This is a genomic window from Prevotella pallens (assembly GCF_900454935.1).
Lineage (GTDB): Bacteria > Bacteroidota > Bacteroidia > Bacteroidales > Bacteroidaceae > Prevotella > Prevotella pallens.
Window position 1 is genome coordinate 1,098,259 of sequence record NZ_UGTP01000001.1, and the last position, 17,065, is coordinate 1,115,323.

The following is a 17,065-nucleotide window of genomic DNA, read 5'->3' on the forward strand; positions in this document are numbered from 1 at the left end:
GATTATTAAGGTTAATAAAAAGATTGATTGTCGTGAGACAATCAATTTTTTTTGCCCATATTTGTATCTTTAATATAAATACTTAACTTTACTTTGGTAGTTTCTGATAAAAGCTGTACTTTTGTTGCCAAACAAAGTTCTAAAAGATGAGTTTAAAGATACGTTTAGCACTAATGAACTTCTTAGAGTTCGCAGTGTGGGGAGCATATTTAACGTCAATGGGACGTTATCTTGGAAATATAGGTATTGGTGAAAATATCGGATTGTTCTATTCTATGCAAGGTATTGTTTCTATTTTTATGCCAGCATTAATGGGAATTGTGGCAGATAGATGGATACCTGCACAACGCTTATTAGGATATTGCCACCTATTAGCAGGCCTATTTATGTTTGGTACAGCATTTTATGGAATAAGTGCAGGGATAAATGTAAACTTTAGTATAATTTTTACACTTTATTCTATGTCGGTTGCTTTTTATATGCCAACTATTGCCTTAGCTAATTCTGTTGCTTATTCAGCATTATCACAAGCAGGAATGGATACTGTAAAAGACTTTCCGCCCATTCGAGTTTTTGGGACAATAGGATTTATATTTACAATGTTGCTGGTAGACATTATAGGTTTTCAAAGCAATCAAAACCAATTCCTTACTTCTGGTATTGTGAGTATTATACTTTTCCTTTATACATTTACATTACCAAGTTGTGAAATATCTGTAGGAAATGAGAAAAAGAGTTTGGTTGATGCTTTTGGATTAAAAGCTTTCTCGTTGTTTAAACAAAAAGAAATGGCAATCTTCTTTATTTTCTCAATGTTATTAGGCGTAAGTTTGCAAATAACAAATAGTTTTGCAAATCCTTTTTTGTTTAGTTTTGCTGCACAACCCGAATTTACAAACGCATTTGGTGTGCAACATGCAAATATACTTATAAGTCTTTCACAATTAAGCGAAACTTGCTGCATTCTACTTATTCCATTCTTTATGCGTCGCTATGGAATTAAGAATGTAATGTTGATAGCAATGTTAGGTTGGGTTTTACGTTTTGGACTTTTCGGTTTAGGAAATCCAGGAATGCCAGGTGTTTTATTATTTGTTTTATCGATGATAGTCTATGGAATAGCCTTTGATTTCTTTAATATATCAGGTTCTCTTTTTGTAGACAAAAATACAAATCCCTCAATACGTTCTTCAGCACAAGGCTTGTTTATGTTAATGACTAATGGTATTGGCGCAACAATAGGAACACTTGCGGCTCAAGCTATAATTAATAACTATACCGAATTGAAACAATTTGGCGATAATATACTAACAGTAGGCGACTGGAAAACGTGTTGGTTTATATTTGCTGGTTATGCTCTAGTTGTTGCAATAAGTTTTGCCGTCATATTCCACCCGAAAGAAAAGTAATGAACAAGATACAAATCTTTTTTAAAGGAATAACAGAAATAGTTGGTGGCTCTAATATGGGGCTTTTAGTACTTACTAACCAATTAGAAGATAAACAAATAGCCATTGTTTGCGATAAAATAATGGTGCATGAACTGAATATTAGAATAGGAGATAACCCAATTCGGCATAGTCTTCTGCCTGAAGTGCTTTGTTGGTTAAATTCAAATATAGATTCTGAACATTACGAAATATTGTTTAATTCTATATCTGATGGTCAATATAAAGTAGTAATAATAAATAAAATTACGTACGAAATGGTTCCTATTCGTGCCTCAGATGCAATACTTTTATCGAAAATTGCCAACATAGATATTTATATGGAGGAAAAGCTTTTTAAAAGACAAAGTGTTCCTTATGAGTCGGGGAAAAGTAAGGTTGCACTTCCTTTAAATGCATTAACATTAGAAATGTTAGAAAAGGCTTTACGAAAAGCAATAAAAGACGAAAATTATGAGTTAGCTTCTAGTATTCGCGATGAATTGAACAGGCGCAAGAATAGTGAAGAAAGAAAAAAGTAAGACTATCCAACAATGAAAGAAGCACGATACTTTTATGTCCCTAACGCAACCGAACATAATGAATTGCCAACTGACGAAGCAATTCATGCAATTCGTGTGTTACGATTAAAAATAGGCGATGATATTTTTTTGATAGATGGTAAAGGAACTTTCTACGAAGCAGTGGTAACTTTAGCAAATTCAAAACACTGTCTTTACAAAATAACCCAAACGTTGGTTCAAAACAAAACTTGGAAAGGACATATACATTTAGCAATTGCTCCAACAAAAGACATAAGCCGTATAGAATGGCTTGTAGAAAAAGCAACAGAGATAGGTTTCGATGAAATATCTTTCTTAAATTGTCAGTTCTCCGAACGCAAAAATCTACGCATAGATAGGATAGAACGTATTGTTATATCGGCAATGAAACAAAGTAGAAAAGCGTGGAAACCCATTGTAAACAATATGCTTTCATTTGAAGATTTTATGCAGAAAGAAGTAACTGGACAAAAATTTATTTGCCATTGTTATAACGAAATAGAAAAAACAGACTTCTTTTCCAATATAAATAATTCAGGTCTATTCGAAGACATAACAGTATTAATAGGTCCTGAAGGCGATTTTTCCATCAACGAAGTACACCAAGCTTTGCAACAACAATATAAAAGTACAACATTAGGAAATAGTCGTTTGCGAACAGAAACAGCAGGATTAGCGGCTGTATTAATGGCAAATTTGGCAAATCGAATCTAACTTTCTTGTTAAGAACTAAGTTTTTAACAGCATTACTAACTGAGTTTTGGCAAATTTTAATTATATTTGCACCATAATTTTATAACGTTATTAAATATTAACATCAAGTTATTATGCAAAAAAGATTGCTTTCTCTTGTTGTAACACTGCTTGTTATATCCGTTTCGGCTATGGCACAGATAACAACATCAGGTATTAGTGGTAGAGTAACATCAAATGGCGAAGAAGTTATTGGTGCTACAGTAACTGCAACACACCAACCTTCGGGTACTATTTATCGAGCTTTGACCAATATAGATGGTCGTTTTACAATTCAAGGTATGCGTGTTGGTGGACCTTATAAAGTGGAAATTTCCTACATTGGTAATCAAACAAAGGTATTCCAAGACGTAACTTTACGCTTAGGAGAGGTAGAAGATTTGTCGTGTAAACTACAAACAGATTCAAAAGAACTGCAAGAAGTTGTTGTTGTAGGAAAGGCTGGAATAAATGGAACGAAGACAGGAGCAGCTCAAAGTCTTTCAGCAAAGCAAATTGCCGAAATTCCAAGTATAACTCACGGTATTGCCGATGTAGCACGATTGAATCCACAACTAACAACATCAAGTAATGGAGCAATGTCGTTCGCTGGAACAAGTAACCGTTATAATTCATTTATGATAGACGGTGCTATGAATAACGATGTATTTGGCCTTACTGCCGATGGATCTAATGGTGGACAGGCTGGTACACAACCAGTCTCTATGGAAACTATTGAGCAAATTCAAATAAATGTAGCCCCATTCGATGTTCGTCAGAGTGGTTTTACAGGCGGTGCTATCAATGCTATTACCAAATCAGGAACAAATAAATTCCACGGAAGTGTTTATGGCTTTGGAAACAATCAGAATCTTATTGGTAATCATTATCCTTATTCCGATGGAACAGGTTATGCACCTAAATATCAAAAACAGCAAGAATATCAATGGGGAATCACATTTGGCGGACCTATTATAAAGGATAAATTATTCTTCTTTGTGAATTATGAAGATGCAAATAAAAAATACCCAAATATAAATGGCTACGGACAAACAGGTTCTCGAGTTCTTAAAGAAGAGGCTGATGATGTGCTTTCTAAAATTAAAGCAATGGCTGCAAAGCAAGGATACGAATATAATGGAGCTTTCGGTAATCCTGATATTTATACCAAGAGCAAAAAGTTTGGTGCAAAAATTGACTGGAATATTAACGACTTCAATAAATTTTCATTCCGTTGGAGCTTAGTAGATGCAAAACAATTAAGTAATGTCAGCAGTGCCTCTTCGCTAAACGACAATCACTATTATTATCCATTCGAGAGTAAAACAAACTCTTTTACAGCAGAATTACAAAGCCGTTTATCTGCAGTTGTTAGTAATGAGGCTCGTGCAAGTTATGTTAGAGTGCGCGATCAACGTGCTGTAACATCGGCAGCACCAATGATATCTCTTCAAGTAACAGGTGGTTCACTTAATATTGGAAACGAACGTTCGTCTATGGCAAATACTCTTGATCAAGATATTTATACCGTAGAAGATAACCTTACGTGGTATAATGGAAATCATACGTTTACTTTTGGTACACATAACGAGTTCTACAAGTTTGCTAATCTGTTCATTCAAGATGCAAATGGTACTTATAACTTTGCAGACTTAGCGCATTTTAATAAGTATTATACAGACTTTATGGCAGACAATCTTGATCCAAATTATGCTTATTTTAAGCAATATCGTTTTGGAATGGCTAATAAAGAAGTAACAGGAGACCCACGTTGGAAAGCTCCTTTCTCTGCTGGTCAGTTAGGTTTTTATGCTCAAGATAAATGGAATGCCACACCTTCGTTCCAACTTACATACGGCTTACGAATGGAAGTTCCTCTTTTCTTCGATACTCCTACAGCTAATACTGGTTTTAATGAATATGCTTCGAAACGAGGCTGGGGTGTCCGTACTGATCATAAATTATCTAGTACTCCTTTATGGAGTCCACGTGTAGGCTTCCGTTGGGATATTAATAACGATCGGCAATTTATTCTTCGTGGAGGCTTGGGTGTATTTACTGGACGTATCCCATACGTTTGGATAAGCAACAATTTTGCTAATACAGGTATTCAAATGTCTAAATATAATGTTTATAATCCTAAAGGACTTAACCTTATCTTCGATCCTAATAAACAATTAGACAATGCCGACAAGCTAAAAGCTTCAACAGGAAATCAAGAAATAAACGTATTTGCCGATAATTTTAAATTTACGCAAACGCTTAAATTTAATCTTGGTTTCGACTTTAAAGCTTTGGGAATAGATTGGACAGCTGAGGCTATCTACTCTAAAACATTGAACGATATTTATTATAAAAACCTTGCTATAGAAGAAACTGGACGAACATTTGGTCAAGAAACTGGATACACTTGGGATAATCGTCCTATGTTTGAGCAAACAACAAAGGGTACTCCTTATGCATACGTATACGGATTGTATAATACCAATAAAGGTTATACCGTAAACTTATCACTAAAAGCTGAGAAGCATTTCAACTTTGGTCTCGATCTTATGGCAAGTTACACCTGGACACGTTCTATGAGTGTAAATAGTGGTACCTCTTCAGTTGCAGGAAGCAACTGGATGTTTAATACTACTTATCGTAATCCGAATGATCCTGAACTTGGTTTCAGTGCTTATAATGTACCTCATCGTATTCAAGCAAGTGCATATTATCATGTTGGTTATGGTGCACGAAAGCAATGGCAAACTACAGTTGGAGTTATTTATCAGGGACGTAGTGGTTCTCCATACGTTATAGAAATGTATGGTGATATGAATAACGATGGTGCACGTGGAAATGATATTATGTTTATTCCTACCGATGCACAAATAGACCAAATGCACTTTGCACCAACAACTGTAAATAATAGTAAGAATACTTATCCTTTAATAACAAAGGTTTTAGGAACTAACTATAATGGAAATTTGACAGAAGATCAACAACGTGCTTTATTGAAGCAATGGATTGCTGACGACTCTTATATGAGTAAACACCGAGGTGAATATTTCAAGCGCTATGCCGATAATCTAGCTTTCGAACATCACTTCGATGTTCACTTTGCACAGAAATATAGCTTTAAAGTGGGTGGACAAATCAATTCTTTGGAATTAAGCTTCGATATTATTAATATAGGAAACTTGCTCAATAAAGATTGGGGACACACTTATGGTGATGGTTTCGGACGTTATTTCAGTCCATTTAACTATGAAGGCGATGGATTATTTAAGTTTGATGGCACACACGTAAATCGTGATTATGACAGTTATAACAGCCGTTGGCGTGGTCAGATAGGATTGCGTTACACATTCTAGAAATACAATAACTCTAGAAATACAATAACCTAATATGAATAAGAGAAGGAATATCTTTATATTTCTTCTCTTATTTTTGTTAAATAAAGTTATATAATTCTCATAATCAGTATTTTATTTGGTTTATATTATAAACTACATTACTTTTGCAATATAATTAATAAACTAAAGGAGGACTATTATGAAACGATTATTATTATCTATGATTACTTTTGCCATATGTGCAATTTGTAGTGGTAAAACTGTAACATTATCTATTAATGGAATTAGAGAAACAGAAGGAACGCTTTTAATAATGGTAGAGAATATTGGGGCGACCGACAATGCAGCTAACCCTGTAATGTTGATGGAAGTTGTGAAAGGGCATAAAATGGATATAAAATTTGAAATACCTGAATGGAGTAAATTTAAAGTGAGTGCCTTTATTGATGGAAATGGAAATAAGCAGATTGATAAAGACGAATACGGACGTCCAATAGAAGGTTTTATTCAGCAGGTTTATACAGAAAAAGATATAAAGAAAGGTGTACTCAATGCAAATGTTACCTATTTACAATAAAAGATAAGAATGTATTTTGAGTGAGTTGTTACTGAATGCACTAATCTTTAAAAGAAATACCAATGTTGTTTTTGAGTATTATGCTTTCAATGTTCGTATCGTCTTCAGATACTGTGAATGTGTCGAAGGAACATACTTTGCAAGAAGTTGTTGTTGTAGCAAGTAGGATAAGAAATAAAGGTAACAAGATAATTGTGCAAATGCGTGAGGACGAAAACAAAACAATGGACGAAGTTTTGGAGTCTATTCCTCACGTAACAGTAACGGAGAATGGGATTAGCATAGATGGAAGAGAGAAAGTAAAGGTTCTTCTCAATGGGCACGAGGTGCGAATGGAAGGCGCAGCATTGATAAGCTACTTGCAAAGCTTGCGTTCTTCAGATATTAATAAGGTGGAAGTACAAACTGTTGCAGATGCTTCTCAAGATGCTAATGTTCAAGGTGGTGTGATTAATATTGTTCTTCGGAAGCAGAAAGATAACGGAGTGAATGGCTTGATAGAAAACCGTTTGAACGTTGCCAACACATTTTTCCGCAACACTGCAGCCGTTTCGGTGTTTTCAAGATGGAACAACGTAAATCTGTATGCTTCGTTTTCCAACCCCATTACTGCCAAGAATAATGGCGAAGGTCATATAAATCGAGTTTTCAACCTGCCTTCATACGATTATAATTCTGAAAGTAGCAATCGTATTCCAGCTAAAGACTATTATTGGAGAGTGGGAGGATTTGCGGATTTAAGTACTCGTTGGAATATTGGAGTAGAGTATGCGTTCACGCTGAACCGTTTGAAAAGAACAACCAACGACCGCACATCTATGCAGACACCAGAGATAAATATGTACGATGTGTTAAGCTTTTACACGCAAAAGTTACAAAACCATTTGCATTCTCTGCAGGCAGATGTATCATATAAGGTAGATAATGAAGGCTCAAAAGTGAAGTTTTCTACTTCGTATAATGTTAGACGGTTGCGTGGTGATAATGTAAATCTGTTTGAAAACAAGTGCGATTCGAGCAATACGGCATCTATATATAAGGTATTGGCAATGGATTTATCGGTATTCAAACAGTTTACAAAGAACAGCAATCTATTGTTTGGACTGAAACACAATGCCATATCGGCAGACAACAATACGCTGTATGGCGGTGTTTCGTCAGACCAGAACGACAACGGCAATGCTGCTTTTGAGCAGAAAGAACGCATATTTGCAGGCTATGCACAGTTTGCAGCTGCTTTCAAGAAACTGAATTACGAAGTGGGACTGCGATATGAATATGTAGCCACCAAAGAGTTTCCAACGAACATAAAGCGTAATTACAGCGACTTGTTCCCTTACATTTCGATAGGCTATGACATAGACGAGTATGGCAAATGGAAAGTTATCGCATCGTATTCTCGAAAGATAGCCCGCCCATTGTTCAGTCAGCAGAACCCTACGAAGACGCAGACATCGTTGTTTACTTATACCATAGGCAATATTGCCTTACGCCCTGAATACGTAAACAGCATTCGTTCGACGCTCGTTTACAACAATGTGTATTCGCTGACGTTGGGTGTTGATATGCACAGCGACCTGATTAGAGAGTTTTCTTTTGAAACACCAGACAACCCTATGGGCAGTTATGTTACTTACATCAACCACCATAAGGAAAACCATTGGTACGCTTATCTTAGCTTGCCTTTCCAGCCTTGCTATTGGTTCAACATAAACTTCAATACGCTTCTGTGCTATCAAACCATTCAGATAACGAAGGGCGAAAGCATAAAAGGACATTTCCTATATATGAACAACACGAAGGCAACTTTCCGACTGCCGCATAATTTCAATGTGGAAGTATCGTTAAACGCCATTTCCCGACTGCATTCGGGTAACTCTATGATTAGGTCTTACCAGCGTGTAGACCTACTGTTGTCGAAGACTTTCAAGCCAAGAGTAAATTTGTCGTTGGCAGTGAAGAATGTATTCAACAAACAGTACGGATTCATTGAAACGCACAGCCGCTATTCCAACTTCTACGATACGATGCAAGGAAGCAACAGTAGGAACATTCAACTTACGCTTACTTACAACTTCGGCAAAGGAAAAGGCGGCAGAAAGCTGAAGCGCGACGACAATGGCGAGGCGGAACGATTGAACGATTTCAATAAAAACAACAATATAAAACTATGATTATGAAAGAAAAAGAACTAACAGCAGCAGAGAGTCTGAAACTCATTGAGAGAACAATAGAGCAGAGTAGGAGAGACGTTGCCAAGGCTTCGGCACAGCCGTTGCTTGTTTGGGGCGGATTGGTATTATCTACTTCACTCATCATTTGGTTGCTCATAACGAACACACCGAAGGGAGAAGGCGGTGGCAGTTGGCATTTGCTTTGGATATTGATGTCGCTGATAGGTGGCATATACCAGTACTATTTCAACCGTTCTTGGTCTGTTCCCGACACCATCGTCAGCCGTACCATTGGCTACATGTGGGGTGTATTCGGAATATCGGTGTTTGTTTTGTGGGCTATCAATATATGTGCGATAACCTTTGGCGGCATCTCCGTAAGGCAAATCATACCGATGACGCCAACCATCATTCTGTTTATGGGCTTGTCGGTTGCCGTTACAGGATTGATGATGAATCGCTTGTTCATCTCCATTATTGGTGCGGTGGCGTGTGCGATATGTGCTTACCTCTCACTTGTTAATCAGGGTGTGAACGAATTGCTGTGCATAGCCGTTACAGCCGTGTTCACACTGATAGTTCCAGGTTTATATTTAAAGTTCAGCAATGGCAGATAACGATTTCCTCCCCCTCGACCCTTTGCTGAACAACGAATTGCGTTTGGCAATTATGTCGATACTAATGAGTGCCGACAGTGCCGACTTCACCTACATAAAGAATACCACGAAGGCTACATCGGGCAACATAAGTGTGCAGATAGACAAGTTGGAAAAGGCGAAGTATATAAAGGTGAAGAAAGGCTACAAGGGCAAAGTTCCCCAAACCGTTTGCCGTATAACGCCACAAGGAATACAAGCATTGGCAAACCACGTGCAGGCATTAAAGTCGTATTTGAATTTAAACATATAATGATAGTATTGAAATGAAGCGTTTTTTCTTAATTCTTACATTCGTACAAACATTTATCGGCACAATGAATGCTGGTAACACAGACAATGGGAAACTGAGCAGACAGCAAGCTATTGATGACTTAGATAGTTTAGTTTATATGTTGTGTGAGGTGCACCCCAATGTTTTCTCTGTGTGTACACCTACCGCATTCCTTTCACAAGCGAATGCCATCAAGCAAGCATTCCCAGATAGTCTGACCACGCTCGACTTCTATCGGAGTGTTGCGCCCTTAGTGGCTGCCGTTGGCGATGGACATACAGCACTTTACTTTCCTTACAAAGATGCTTTCGAAAAGGATATGCCACGTTTTCCTTTAATGGTTTCAGTTGATGCCAATGATTCTACGATTACCACACGCGGAACCTTGTTCGGCGTTCCTGAAGGAGCAAAGATAGTTTCTATTAATGGGGTAAGCAGCAAGGAAATGATTGAAAAAATGCTACCTTATGCGTCAGGTGAACGGACTTTCTTTAGGCTAACAAATGTGAACAATGGGTTTCTTGCTTGGTTCTATATGTTGTATAATGCTGCTGAATATGACATACAATACATTGAGAATGGCAAAATTGTTAACCGAAAGATGTATAGCGTTTCGTTAGAAGAGAAGCAAAAGGAGATGAAACGTGGTATGAAAGAAGTACCACAGAATGATTTTGCGAGTTACCGCATTATCAATAAAAAAGCTGCTTTAATGACTGTTCCTCACTTTATGAATGCGCAAGAACTTGCAGATGTATGCCGTAAGATGGTGGCAGACTTGAATACACGCCATATTGAGAACCTGATAATTGATATTCGAGATAATGGCGGAGGAACTTCAATGGCAGGTGATACTTTACTTTCATACATTGCAAAAACGCCATTTATGCAGTACGAAAAGGTTTGGACGAAGGTAACACCAATTACGCAAAGGTTAGCACGCCGAAAATACGAACAAGGAGTAAACTTCTATATAATTGATAAGATGACCCAACCGCAAGCCGATGCTGCGCAACGCTTCAGTGGGAAAGTATGGGTACTTGTCAATCATCATTCTTTTTCAGCAGCAGCAAGTTTTGCTTGGACTGTTAAGGCTTTCAGCATAGGTACACTTGTAGGCGAAGAAGCAGGTGGAATGAATATATCCTATGGCGATGTGGTGGGTTATGTATTGCCCCATTCCAAATTACAACTCAGCATTTCTTTCAAACGTTTTTGGCTTTTCGGAGCCGATGAGAACAATATACACGGTGCGTTGCCCGATATAAATGTTGAAAGCAGCAAAGCTTTAGAAACTGTATTGAAGAAGATTTCATATTAGTGCTACACAGGTGTAGTGTGTAAGAAAACAGAAACGATTGTTAGGAAAACTATGCGAAAGTTATTAAACACTTTAGGCGTAATAGCACTGCTAACACTGTATTTCGTAGATTGTTTGGCAAGTAACAGAACTACGATTGTACCAAAGTGGATATTGGCGCAAATTGAAGCGACTAAAGTTGCAACTGTTAATGCAGACTTTTCGGAGATACTTGCAGATAAACGAGTGCATTATGTTGGTTTTATTGGTACTAATTATCAGAAACTTACGATTGAAATACAACAAGTGTATAAAGCAAATAACCTACAATATAATGTTAGTGGACATTCTGCTGTAAAAGGAAATAAATGCCGTTTCACGGGGAAAATAACTATAATAGAAAACAGAGTATTCACTGAGCCAACATATAGTATTGACGATTCGATGCGAGGTAAATTCAAACGGCGTGGTTGTACAATAGCAAGATATAAGTTCAACGAAAAACTTACTGAGAAAGGAAGCGGAATTTTCTCTGGTTATTTATTGTTCTTTTGGTTTGAAACCAATGATAGAACAATTAAATACGATGATATTGACGATTATTCCGATTCGTATTGCAACAATCTTTATTCGGGAACATGGCAAAGCCACAAAACAAAGAAGAGCAAACCTTGTGCATGGGGACAATACAGAATACCCAACAGTGGCGACCTTGATATAGGCGCAGGAGAGTTTTCTGTAAATCCGAAATATATACAGAATGGTTGGATAAACGGCAATGAGTAATTGCCTGCCAAAAAAACACTCTTGCATCTTCATTGTCTGCACACATTTTGTGTTGTGCCAACCTTATAAATTACCTCTGTGTATAGTGTTTGCTGCAATTCTCTCACGTGTTCTATACAATTTATATGCGTATGTTCTGTTAGTGCAATACTGGTAAAGTGTTATTACTTACACGTAAGTAAAACTTTATTTACGTGTAAGTAAAACTCTACTTACGTGTAAGTAAAACTTTATTTACGTGTAAGTAAAACTCTACAATGCGTAATGTAATAACGTTTATTGAGCATAAAAAGACAACAGAGATATGTAAGAAGCAGAAGAAAGCTATGAGAAAGCTATAGCATCATCGTAGTGCCACATTTCTGTGCAAGCCATTTAAGAGCAATTTCCTACGTAAACAGTTGAAAATAGTAGGGCTAACAATAGAAGCGCAATAATAGCAATGCAAAAATACATAATGAGAGGTGTGGAACTTAAAAAGATGGTTAAGCGAATAAATTTATAAAAAAACTTGTTCACGATTTTATGTTGTCGTATCTTTGCAGTAAACAAATTGCCTATTTCATAAGATAAAGGTATTATTCGATAATGGCAAATAACTTTTATTAAAGCGTGAACACATTGAACAAATATTCTTTTAGACTTCCTGCAGAATGGGAAAAGCAAAGTGGCATAATGCTAATATGGCCACATAAAGAAACAGATTGGCAACCCTATTTGGAAGAGATAACAGCAACTTATATTGAACTTGCTGATGTTATAACACGATATGAGAAGTTGCTCATAGTAGCACAATATGCAGAAGAAGTAAAAGAACTGCTTGCGAAACATTTGAGAGCAGAACAAATTCATCAAATTATATTTCGTCAATGCGATAATAACGACACGTGGGCAAGAGATGTTGCACCTATTACGTTGCTTCCTATAGCCGAGAATGCAGAAACAAAAATAGGTCCGCATTTGTTAGACTTTTGTTTTAATGGTTGGGGAGAGAAATTCCAGTCAGATAAAGATAACAGCATAAACAGGCAACTTTATTTTATGGAAACATTCAATGGCACATTAGAAAACCATAAAGACTTTGTTTTGGAAGGAGGCTCAATAGAGAGCGATGGTAAACATACGTTGTTCACCACAACCTCGTGTCTGAATGCACCACATAGAAATCAGCCCTTAACACAAGAGAATATAGAAAAGCGTTTACTCGAAGTTTTTCCAGATGTGCAGCGCATAGTATGGATAGAACATGGAGAGTTGCAAGGCGACGACACAGATGGGCACATTGATACCATATTTCGTTGTGCGCCAAACGACACATTGCTCTATATAGGTACCGATAACGTGAACGATTCGCACTATAACGATTTAAAGGCTCTCGAAGACCAAGTGCAATCGTTTAGAACCTTAGATGGGAAACCCTACAACTTGTATAAGCTACCTTTGCCCGATGCTATTTACGATGAAGGCGAAAGACTGCCCGCTACCTATGCAAACTTCTTAATACTTAATGGAGCAGTAATTGTTCCTACCTACAACCAGCCAGAAAACGACAAGCAGGCTTTAAATATAATACAGTTAGCTTTCCCTAATTACAATATAATTGGCGTAAATTCACAAACCATTATACGCCAACACGGGTCTATTCATTGTCTAACAATGCAGTTCCCTGAAGGAATCTTATAAGAAACATTTTAGTCCCCCTCAAAACGGAAATATTATGCGAGAATTGAAAATAGGAATGTTGCAGTTGCACAACACAGCTGACACAGAAAAGAATATAGAGAACCTTATAGAAGGCATTAAAGACTTAGCCAAACGCGGAGCAGAACTTGTTGTTTTACAAGAACTGCACAACTCGCTCTACTTCTGTCAAGTGGAAGACGTAGACAACTTTAATCTTGCCGAAACTATTCCAGGTCCATCAACAGAACTTTATGGTGCAGTAGCAAAAGAATGCGGAATAGTGCTTGTAACTTCATTATTCGAAAAACGTGCAGCAGGTCTATATCATAACACTGCAGTTGTATTTGAAAAAGATGGAACCATAGCAGGAAAATATAGAAAGATGCACATTCCAGACGACCCAGCTTATTACGAAAAGTTCTATTTCACGCCAGGCGATATAGGTTTTAAGCCAATCAATACGAGCGTTGGACGATTGGGAATACTTGTTTGTTGGGATCAGTGGTATCCCGAAGCAGCAAGACTAATGGCTTTACAAGGAGCAGAAATCTTAATTTATCCAACTGCAATAGGTTATGAAAGTAGCGATAGCGAAGAAGAACAACAACGCCAACGCGAAGCATGGACCACAGTAATGCGTGGACATGCTGTAGCAAACGGTTTACCAGTGGTAGCTGTAAATAGGGTAGGACATGAGCCAGATCCAAGCCACCAAACTAATGGAATACAGTTTTGGGGCAGTAGCTTCGTAGCTGGTCCACAAGGAGAGCTCCATTATCAAGCCTGTACAGACGACGAGGAAAGTATTATTGTGAATATAGGCCTTGAACGGAGTGAGAACGTACGACGCTGGTGGCCATTTCTGCGAGATAGACGCATAGACAATTATGGCGATATCACAAAACGTTTTATCGACTAAAAGAACAGAAAAGAATGGCAACGATAAGAAAAGCTACCTTAACCGATATGCCCATTGTGCTATCAATCATACAATATGGTAGAGAAAAAATGATAGCATCAGGTAATTCGCATCAGTGGGGGAAATTACACCCTTCTGACGAACAAATAAAAATGGATATAGAGAAAGAAAATAGCTATCTTGTTTTGTCAGACGAAGGCTCTCCTATAGCTACCTTTGCTTTTATAGAAGGAGTAGATTCAACTTATCTGGAAATAGAAGGAAAAGGCTGGTTAAACAACGAACATTATGGCACAATTCACCGCATTGCATCAGTTCCAAACGTTCATGGCATTCTATCTACTGTTATAGAATATTGCTTTCAGAAGGTAAAGAATATCCGAATAGATACGCACGAAGAGAACTTTATAATGCGCAAAGGCTTACAGAAGTTAGGCTTTACGTATTGTGGCATAATACATTTAGAGAATGGCGAACCACGATTGGCTTTCCAAAAGACTATTGACAACAGCACAAGAAATATGACAGAAAGAGAGAAACAAGAACAAGGATTGCCTTACAACGCATTAGATCCTGAGGTGTTAAAGGGGCTGAGCGAGTGCGAAGAAGAGTGCTTTTACTTAAACCATCTATCACCATCTAAGAGAGAAGAACGCACCGAACGGTTAAGAAAACTGTTGGGTAAGACTGGAAATAGATTTAAAATAATTCAGCCGTTCTTTTGCGACTATGGTTTCAATATAGAAATAGGAGAGAAGTTCTTTGCTAATACCAACCTTGTTATATTGGACGAAGCAAAGGTAACATTTGGCGACAATGTATTCATTGCTCCTAATTGCGCATTCTATACAGTTGGTCATGCTATAGACCCAGATGAAAGAAATGCTGAAATACAATATGCGTATCCAATTAAGGTAGGTAATAATGTTTGGATTGGTGGCAATGTAGTGGTTCTTCCTGGTGTTACCATAGGTAATAATGTTGTGATTGGTGCTGGCTCGGTAGTAACAAAGAATATTCCAGACAATGTTGTAGCTGTTGGAAATCCGTGTAGAGTAATAAAGAGAATAGACGTTAAATAAGAAAGCTACGTGCAGAATGAAGAAAGATAATCCATATAAAAAGAAAGATAAATATGTGCAAATAAAGGTACAAAACGATGCACCTTTATTGGAATGGCTATTAGAGAATGTAAAGCAAAGTAAGTCTAAAACAAAAGCCACTTTACAAAATCGTGGTATAAAAGTGAATAACAGAATTGTAACGCAGTTCGATTTTGCTTTGCACAAAGGCGATAAAGTGTTTGTAAGCACAACGAAGAAGAACGACCAATTTCAAAGTAAATACGTAAAGTTAGTTTACGAAGACAGATATTTAGTAGTAGTAGAAAAGGCGCACGGTATACTATCTATGGGAGTTGGGAAGTCATCGCTAAATGTAAAAACTATACTCGACAACTATTTCAAACGCTCTCGTCAGAAATGTACTGCACACGTAGTGCATCGTCTCGATCGTGAAACATCTGGATTGCTCATTTATGCTAAAGATATGGAAACAAGGCAAATTCTTGAACACGAATGGCACAATATGGTTTATGATAGGCGTTATATTGCTATACTTAGCGGTAAAATAAACAACGAAGGCGGAACTATTGCTAATTGGTTAAAAGATAACAAGATGTATGTTACATATAGTTCGCCCATAGACAATGGTGGAAAGTATGCGGTTACACATTTCCATGTTCTAAAAACTACTGATACGCATTCGTTGGTTGAATTTACTTTAGAGACTGGACGTAAAAACCAAATACGTGTTCATGCGGCCGACATCGGGTATCCAGTGTGCGGCGATTCTAAATACGGTAATGGCGACGACCCAATAAATCGCTTATGTTTGCACGCTTATATTCTTTGCTTTTATCACCCCATTACCCATCAACCTATGGAATTTAGTACACAAATTCCAATAGCCTTTAAACGTATTCTGGAAAAAAATTAAACACATGGAACATATTGGAAATACATTATATGCCATTCTTTGTTTTATAGTTCTCATCTTCATTATAAAGAAGATTACGAGCTGTGTATTACGAATAATATTGGGACTTTTGCTCTTTTGGGTTATATGTTGGTTGCTAAATGTTTTCGGCATATAACGTTTACCTTATATTATATATAGCCATATAGTTTGTTGTAGTGATATATTTACATAGCATTCATTTGCAATAAAGTACCTCAGATTATCAGGAAAAACCAAGTAAATGTTAGCTAGTCTTGTTTTAGATATCTGTTCCGTTCTTCTCAGATATCTATCCCGTTCTTCTCAGATATCTGTAACGTTTGTTTCAGATATCTGAAAGTTGCGAATTAGATATCACAATAAACTACAGCCTTTGTGATATCATATAATAATACCAAAAAGACACTTATTAAGATGAGGCTTATGCTATCTTTTATTCTCCAATATTTTAATTTAAATGCTATTATAAACATCTGACCAATAAAGCGTTCTTCTGGATATAGTTATATAAAAGTAGAATCTATTACAATTATCTTCTTTTGCAAAGTATCTCTACATCTTTTCTACTAAGCCTAATTTTTTTAATGATTATTTAACAATAGTCAGGAACAAATGTT

14 protein-coding genes are annotated in these 17,065 nt (G+C 37.0%); all 14 read left to right on the plus strand.

Annotated features, from left to right (window positions below; all coding sequences use genetic code 11):
• The first annotated feature begins 146 nt into the window (after nucleotides 1-146).
• Nucleotides 147-1,409, plus strand: coding sequence for an MFS transporter (locus DX009_RS04755; protein WP_115083180.1), 1,263 nt, complete (start codon nucleotides 147-149; stop codon nucleotides 1,407-1,409).
• Nucleotides 1,409-1,969, plus strand: a complete 561-nt coding sequence (locus DX009_RS04760) for a bifunctional nuclease domain-containing protein (RefSeq protein ID WP_006045028.1) — start codon at nucleotides 1,409-1,411, stop codon at nucleotides 1,967-1,969. The genes DX009_RS04755 and DX009_RS04760 overlap by 1 nt, the downstream gene beginning before the upstream one ends.
• 12 nt (nucleotides 1,970-1,981) lie before the next feature.
• Nucleotides 1,982-2,704 carry a 16S rRNA (uracil(1498)-N(3))-methyltransferase gene (locus tag DX009_RS04765; protein WP_115083181.1) on the plus strand — a complete coding sequence of 241 codons (723 nt, stop codon included), beginning with the start codon at nucleotides 1,982-1,984 and terminating at the stop codon, nucleotides 2,702-2,704.
• A 113-nt stretch (nucleotides 2,705-2,817) separates the two neighbouring features.
• Nucleotides 2,818-6,078 (plus strand): TonB-dependent receptor, encoded by a 3,261-nt coding sequence (locus tag DX009_RS04770; RefSeq protein WP_115083182.1) that lies wholly within the window; start codon nucleotides 2,818-2,820, stop codon nucleotides 6,076-6,078.
• Between the two features lie 181 nt (nucleotides 6,079-6,259).
• Nucleotides 6,260-6,637 carry a DUF2141 domain-containing protein gene (locus DX009_RS04775; protein WP_115083183.1) on the plus strand — a complete coding sequence of 126 codons (378 nt, stop codon included), beginning with the start codon at nucleotides 6,260-6,262 and terminating at the stop codon, nucleotides 6,635-6,637.
• 89 nt (nucleotides 6,638-6,726) lie between these two features.
• On the plus strand, nucleotides 6,727-8,811 hold the full coding sequence (locus DX009_RS04780) for an outer membrane beta-barrel family protein (RefSeq protein ID WP_245944587.1): 2,085 nt from the start codon (nucleotides 6,727-6,729) through the stop codon (nucleotides 8,809-8,811).
• Nucleotides 8,808-9,428: a tellurium resistance protein TerC gene (locus tag DX009_RS04785; protein WP_115083185.1), complete on the plus strand. Its 621-nt coding sequence runs from the start codon at nucleotides 8,808-8,810 to the stop codon at nucleotides 9,426-9,428. The genes DX009_RS04780 and DX009_RS04785 overlap by 4 nt, the downstream gene beginning before the upstream one ends.
• Complete coding sequence (locus DX009_RS04790; protein WP_023924583.1) at nucleotides 9,418-9,720, plus strand: winged helix-turn-helix domain-containing protein; 303 nt, start codon at nucleotides 9,418-9,420, stop codon at nucleotides 9,718-9,720. Before DX009_RS04785 ends, DX009_RS04790 begins: the two co-directional genes overlap by 11 nt.
• A gap of 13 nt (nucleotides 9,721-9,733) precedes the next feature.
• Nucleotides 9,734-11,062 (plus strand): S41 family peptidase, encoded by a 1,329-nt coding sequence (locus DX009_RS04795; protein WP_115083186.1) that lies wholly within the window; start codon nucleotides 9,734-9,736, stop codon nucleotides 11,060-11,062.
• 51 nt (nucleotides 11,063-11,113) lie between these two features.
• Nucleotides 11,114-11,827 (plus strand): hypothetical protein, encoded by a 714-nt coding sequence (locus DX009_RS04800; RefSeq protein WP_115083187.1) that lies wholly within the window; start codon nucleotides 11,114-11,116, stop codon nucleotides 11,825-11,827.
• 612 nt (nucleotides 11,828-12,439) lie between these two features.
• The gene (locus DX009_RS04805) at nucleotides 12,440-13,510 is read left to right on the plus strand and encodes an agmatine deiminase family protein (RefSeq protein ID WP_115083188.1); all 1,071 of its coding nucleotides are present in this window, start codon (nucleotides 12,440-12,442) and stop codon (nucleotides 13,508-13,510) included.
• Between the two features lie 34 nt (nucleotides 13,511-13,544).
• Nucleotides 13,545-14,429, plus strand: coding sequence for a carbon-nitrogen hydrolase (locus tag DX009_RS04810; protein ID WP_115083189.1), 885 nt, complete (start codon nucleotides 13,545-13,547; stop codon nucleotides 14,427-14,429).
• Nucleotides 14,430-14,950: 521 nt separating this feature from the next.
• Complete coding sequence (locus tag DX009_RS04815) at nucleotides 14,951-15,511, plus strand: sugar O-acetyltransferase (RefSeq protein WP_115083812.1); 561 nt, start codon at nucleotides 14,951-14,953, stop codon at nucleotides 15,509-15,511.
• A gap of 16 nt (nucleotides 15,512-15,527) precedes the next feature.
• The gene (locus DX009_RS04820; RefSeq protein ID WP_115083190.1) at nucleotides 15,528-16,427 is read left to right on the plus strand and encodes an RluA family pseudouridine synthase; all 900 of its coding nucleotides are present in this window, start codon (nucleotides 15,528-15,530) and stop codon (nucleotides 16,425-16,427) included.
• Nucleotides 16,428-17,065 lie beyond the last annotated feature (638 nt).

Bases quoted from the DNA above. Each gene is read 5' to 3' on its own strand.
- DX009_RS04795 (WP_115083186.1), top strand. From the start codon at position 9,734: ATGAAGCGTTTTTTCTTAATTCTTACATTCGTACAAACATTTATCGGC.
- DX009_RS04760 (WP_006045028.1), top strand. From the start codon at position 1,409: ATGAACAAGATACAAATCTTTTTTAAAGGAATAACAGAAATAGTTGGT.
- DX009_RS04815 (WP_115083812.1), top strand. From the start codon at position 14,951: ATGACAGAAAGAGAGAAACAAGAACAAGGATTGCCTTACAACGCATTA.
- DX009_RS04770 (WP_115083182.1), top strand. From the start codon at position 2,818: ATGCAAAAAAGATTGCTTTCTCTTGTTGTAACACTGCTTGTTATATCC.
- DX009_RS04765 (WP_115083181.1), top strand. From the start codon at position 1,982: ATGAAAGAAGCACGATACTTTTATGTCCCTAACGCAACCGAACATAAT.
- DX009_RS04755 (WP_115083180.1), top strand. From the start codon at position 147: ATGAGTTTAAAGATACGTTTAGCACTAATGAACTTCTTAGAGTTCGCA.
- DX009_RS04780 (WP_245944587.1), top strand. From the start codon at position 6,727: ATGTTCGTATCGTCTTCAGATACTGTGAATGTGTCGAAGGAACATACT.
- DX009_RS04820 (WP_115083190.1), top strand. From the start codon at position 15,528: ATGAAGAAAGATAATCCATATAAAAAGAAAGATAAATATGTGCAAATA.
- DX009_RS04800 (WP_115083187.1), top strand. From the start codon at position 11,114: ATGCGAAAGTTATTAAACACTTTAGGCGTAATAGCACTGCTAACACTG.
- DX009_RS04775 (WP_115083183.1), top strand. From the start codon at position 6,260: ATGAAACGATTATTATTATCTATGATTACTTTTGCCATATGTGCAATT.
- DX009_RS04785 (WP_115083185.1), top strand. From the start codon at position 8,808: ATGATTATGAAAGAAAAAGAACTAACAGCAGCAGAGAGTCTGAAACTC.
- DX009_RS04810 (WP_115083189.1), top strand. From the start codon at position 13,545: ATGCGAGAATTGAAAATAGGAATGTTGCAGTTGCACAACACAGCTGAC.
- DX009_RS04790 (WP_023924583.1), top strand. From the start codon at position 9,418: ATGGCAGATAACGATTTCCTCCCCCTCGACCCTTTGCTGAACAACGAA.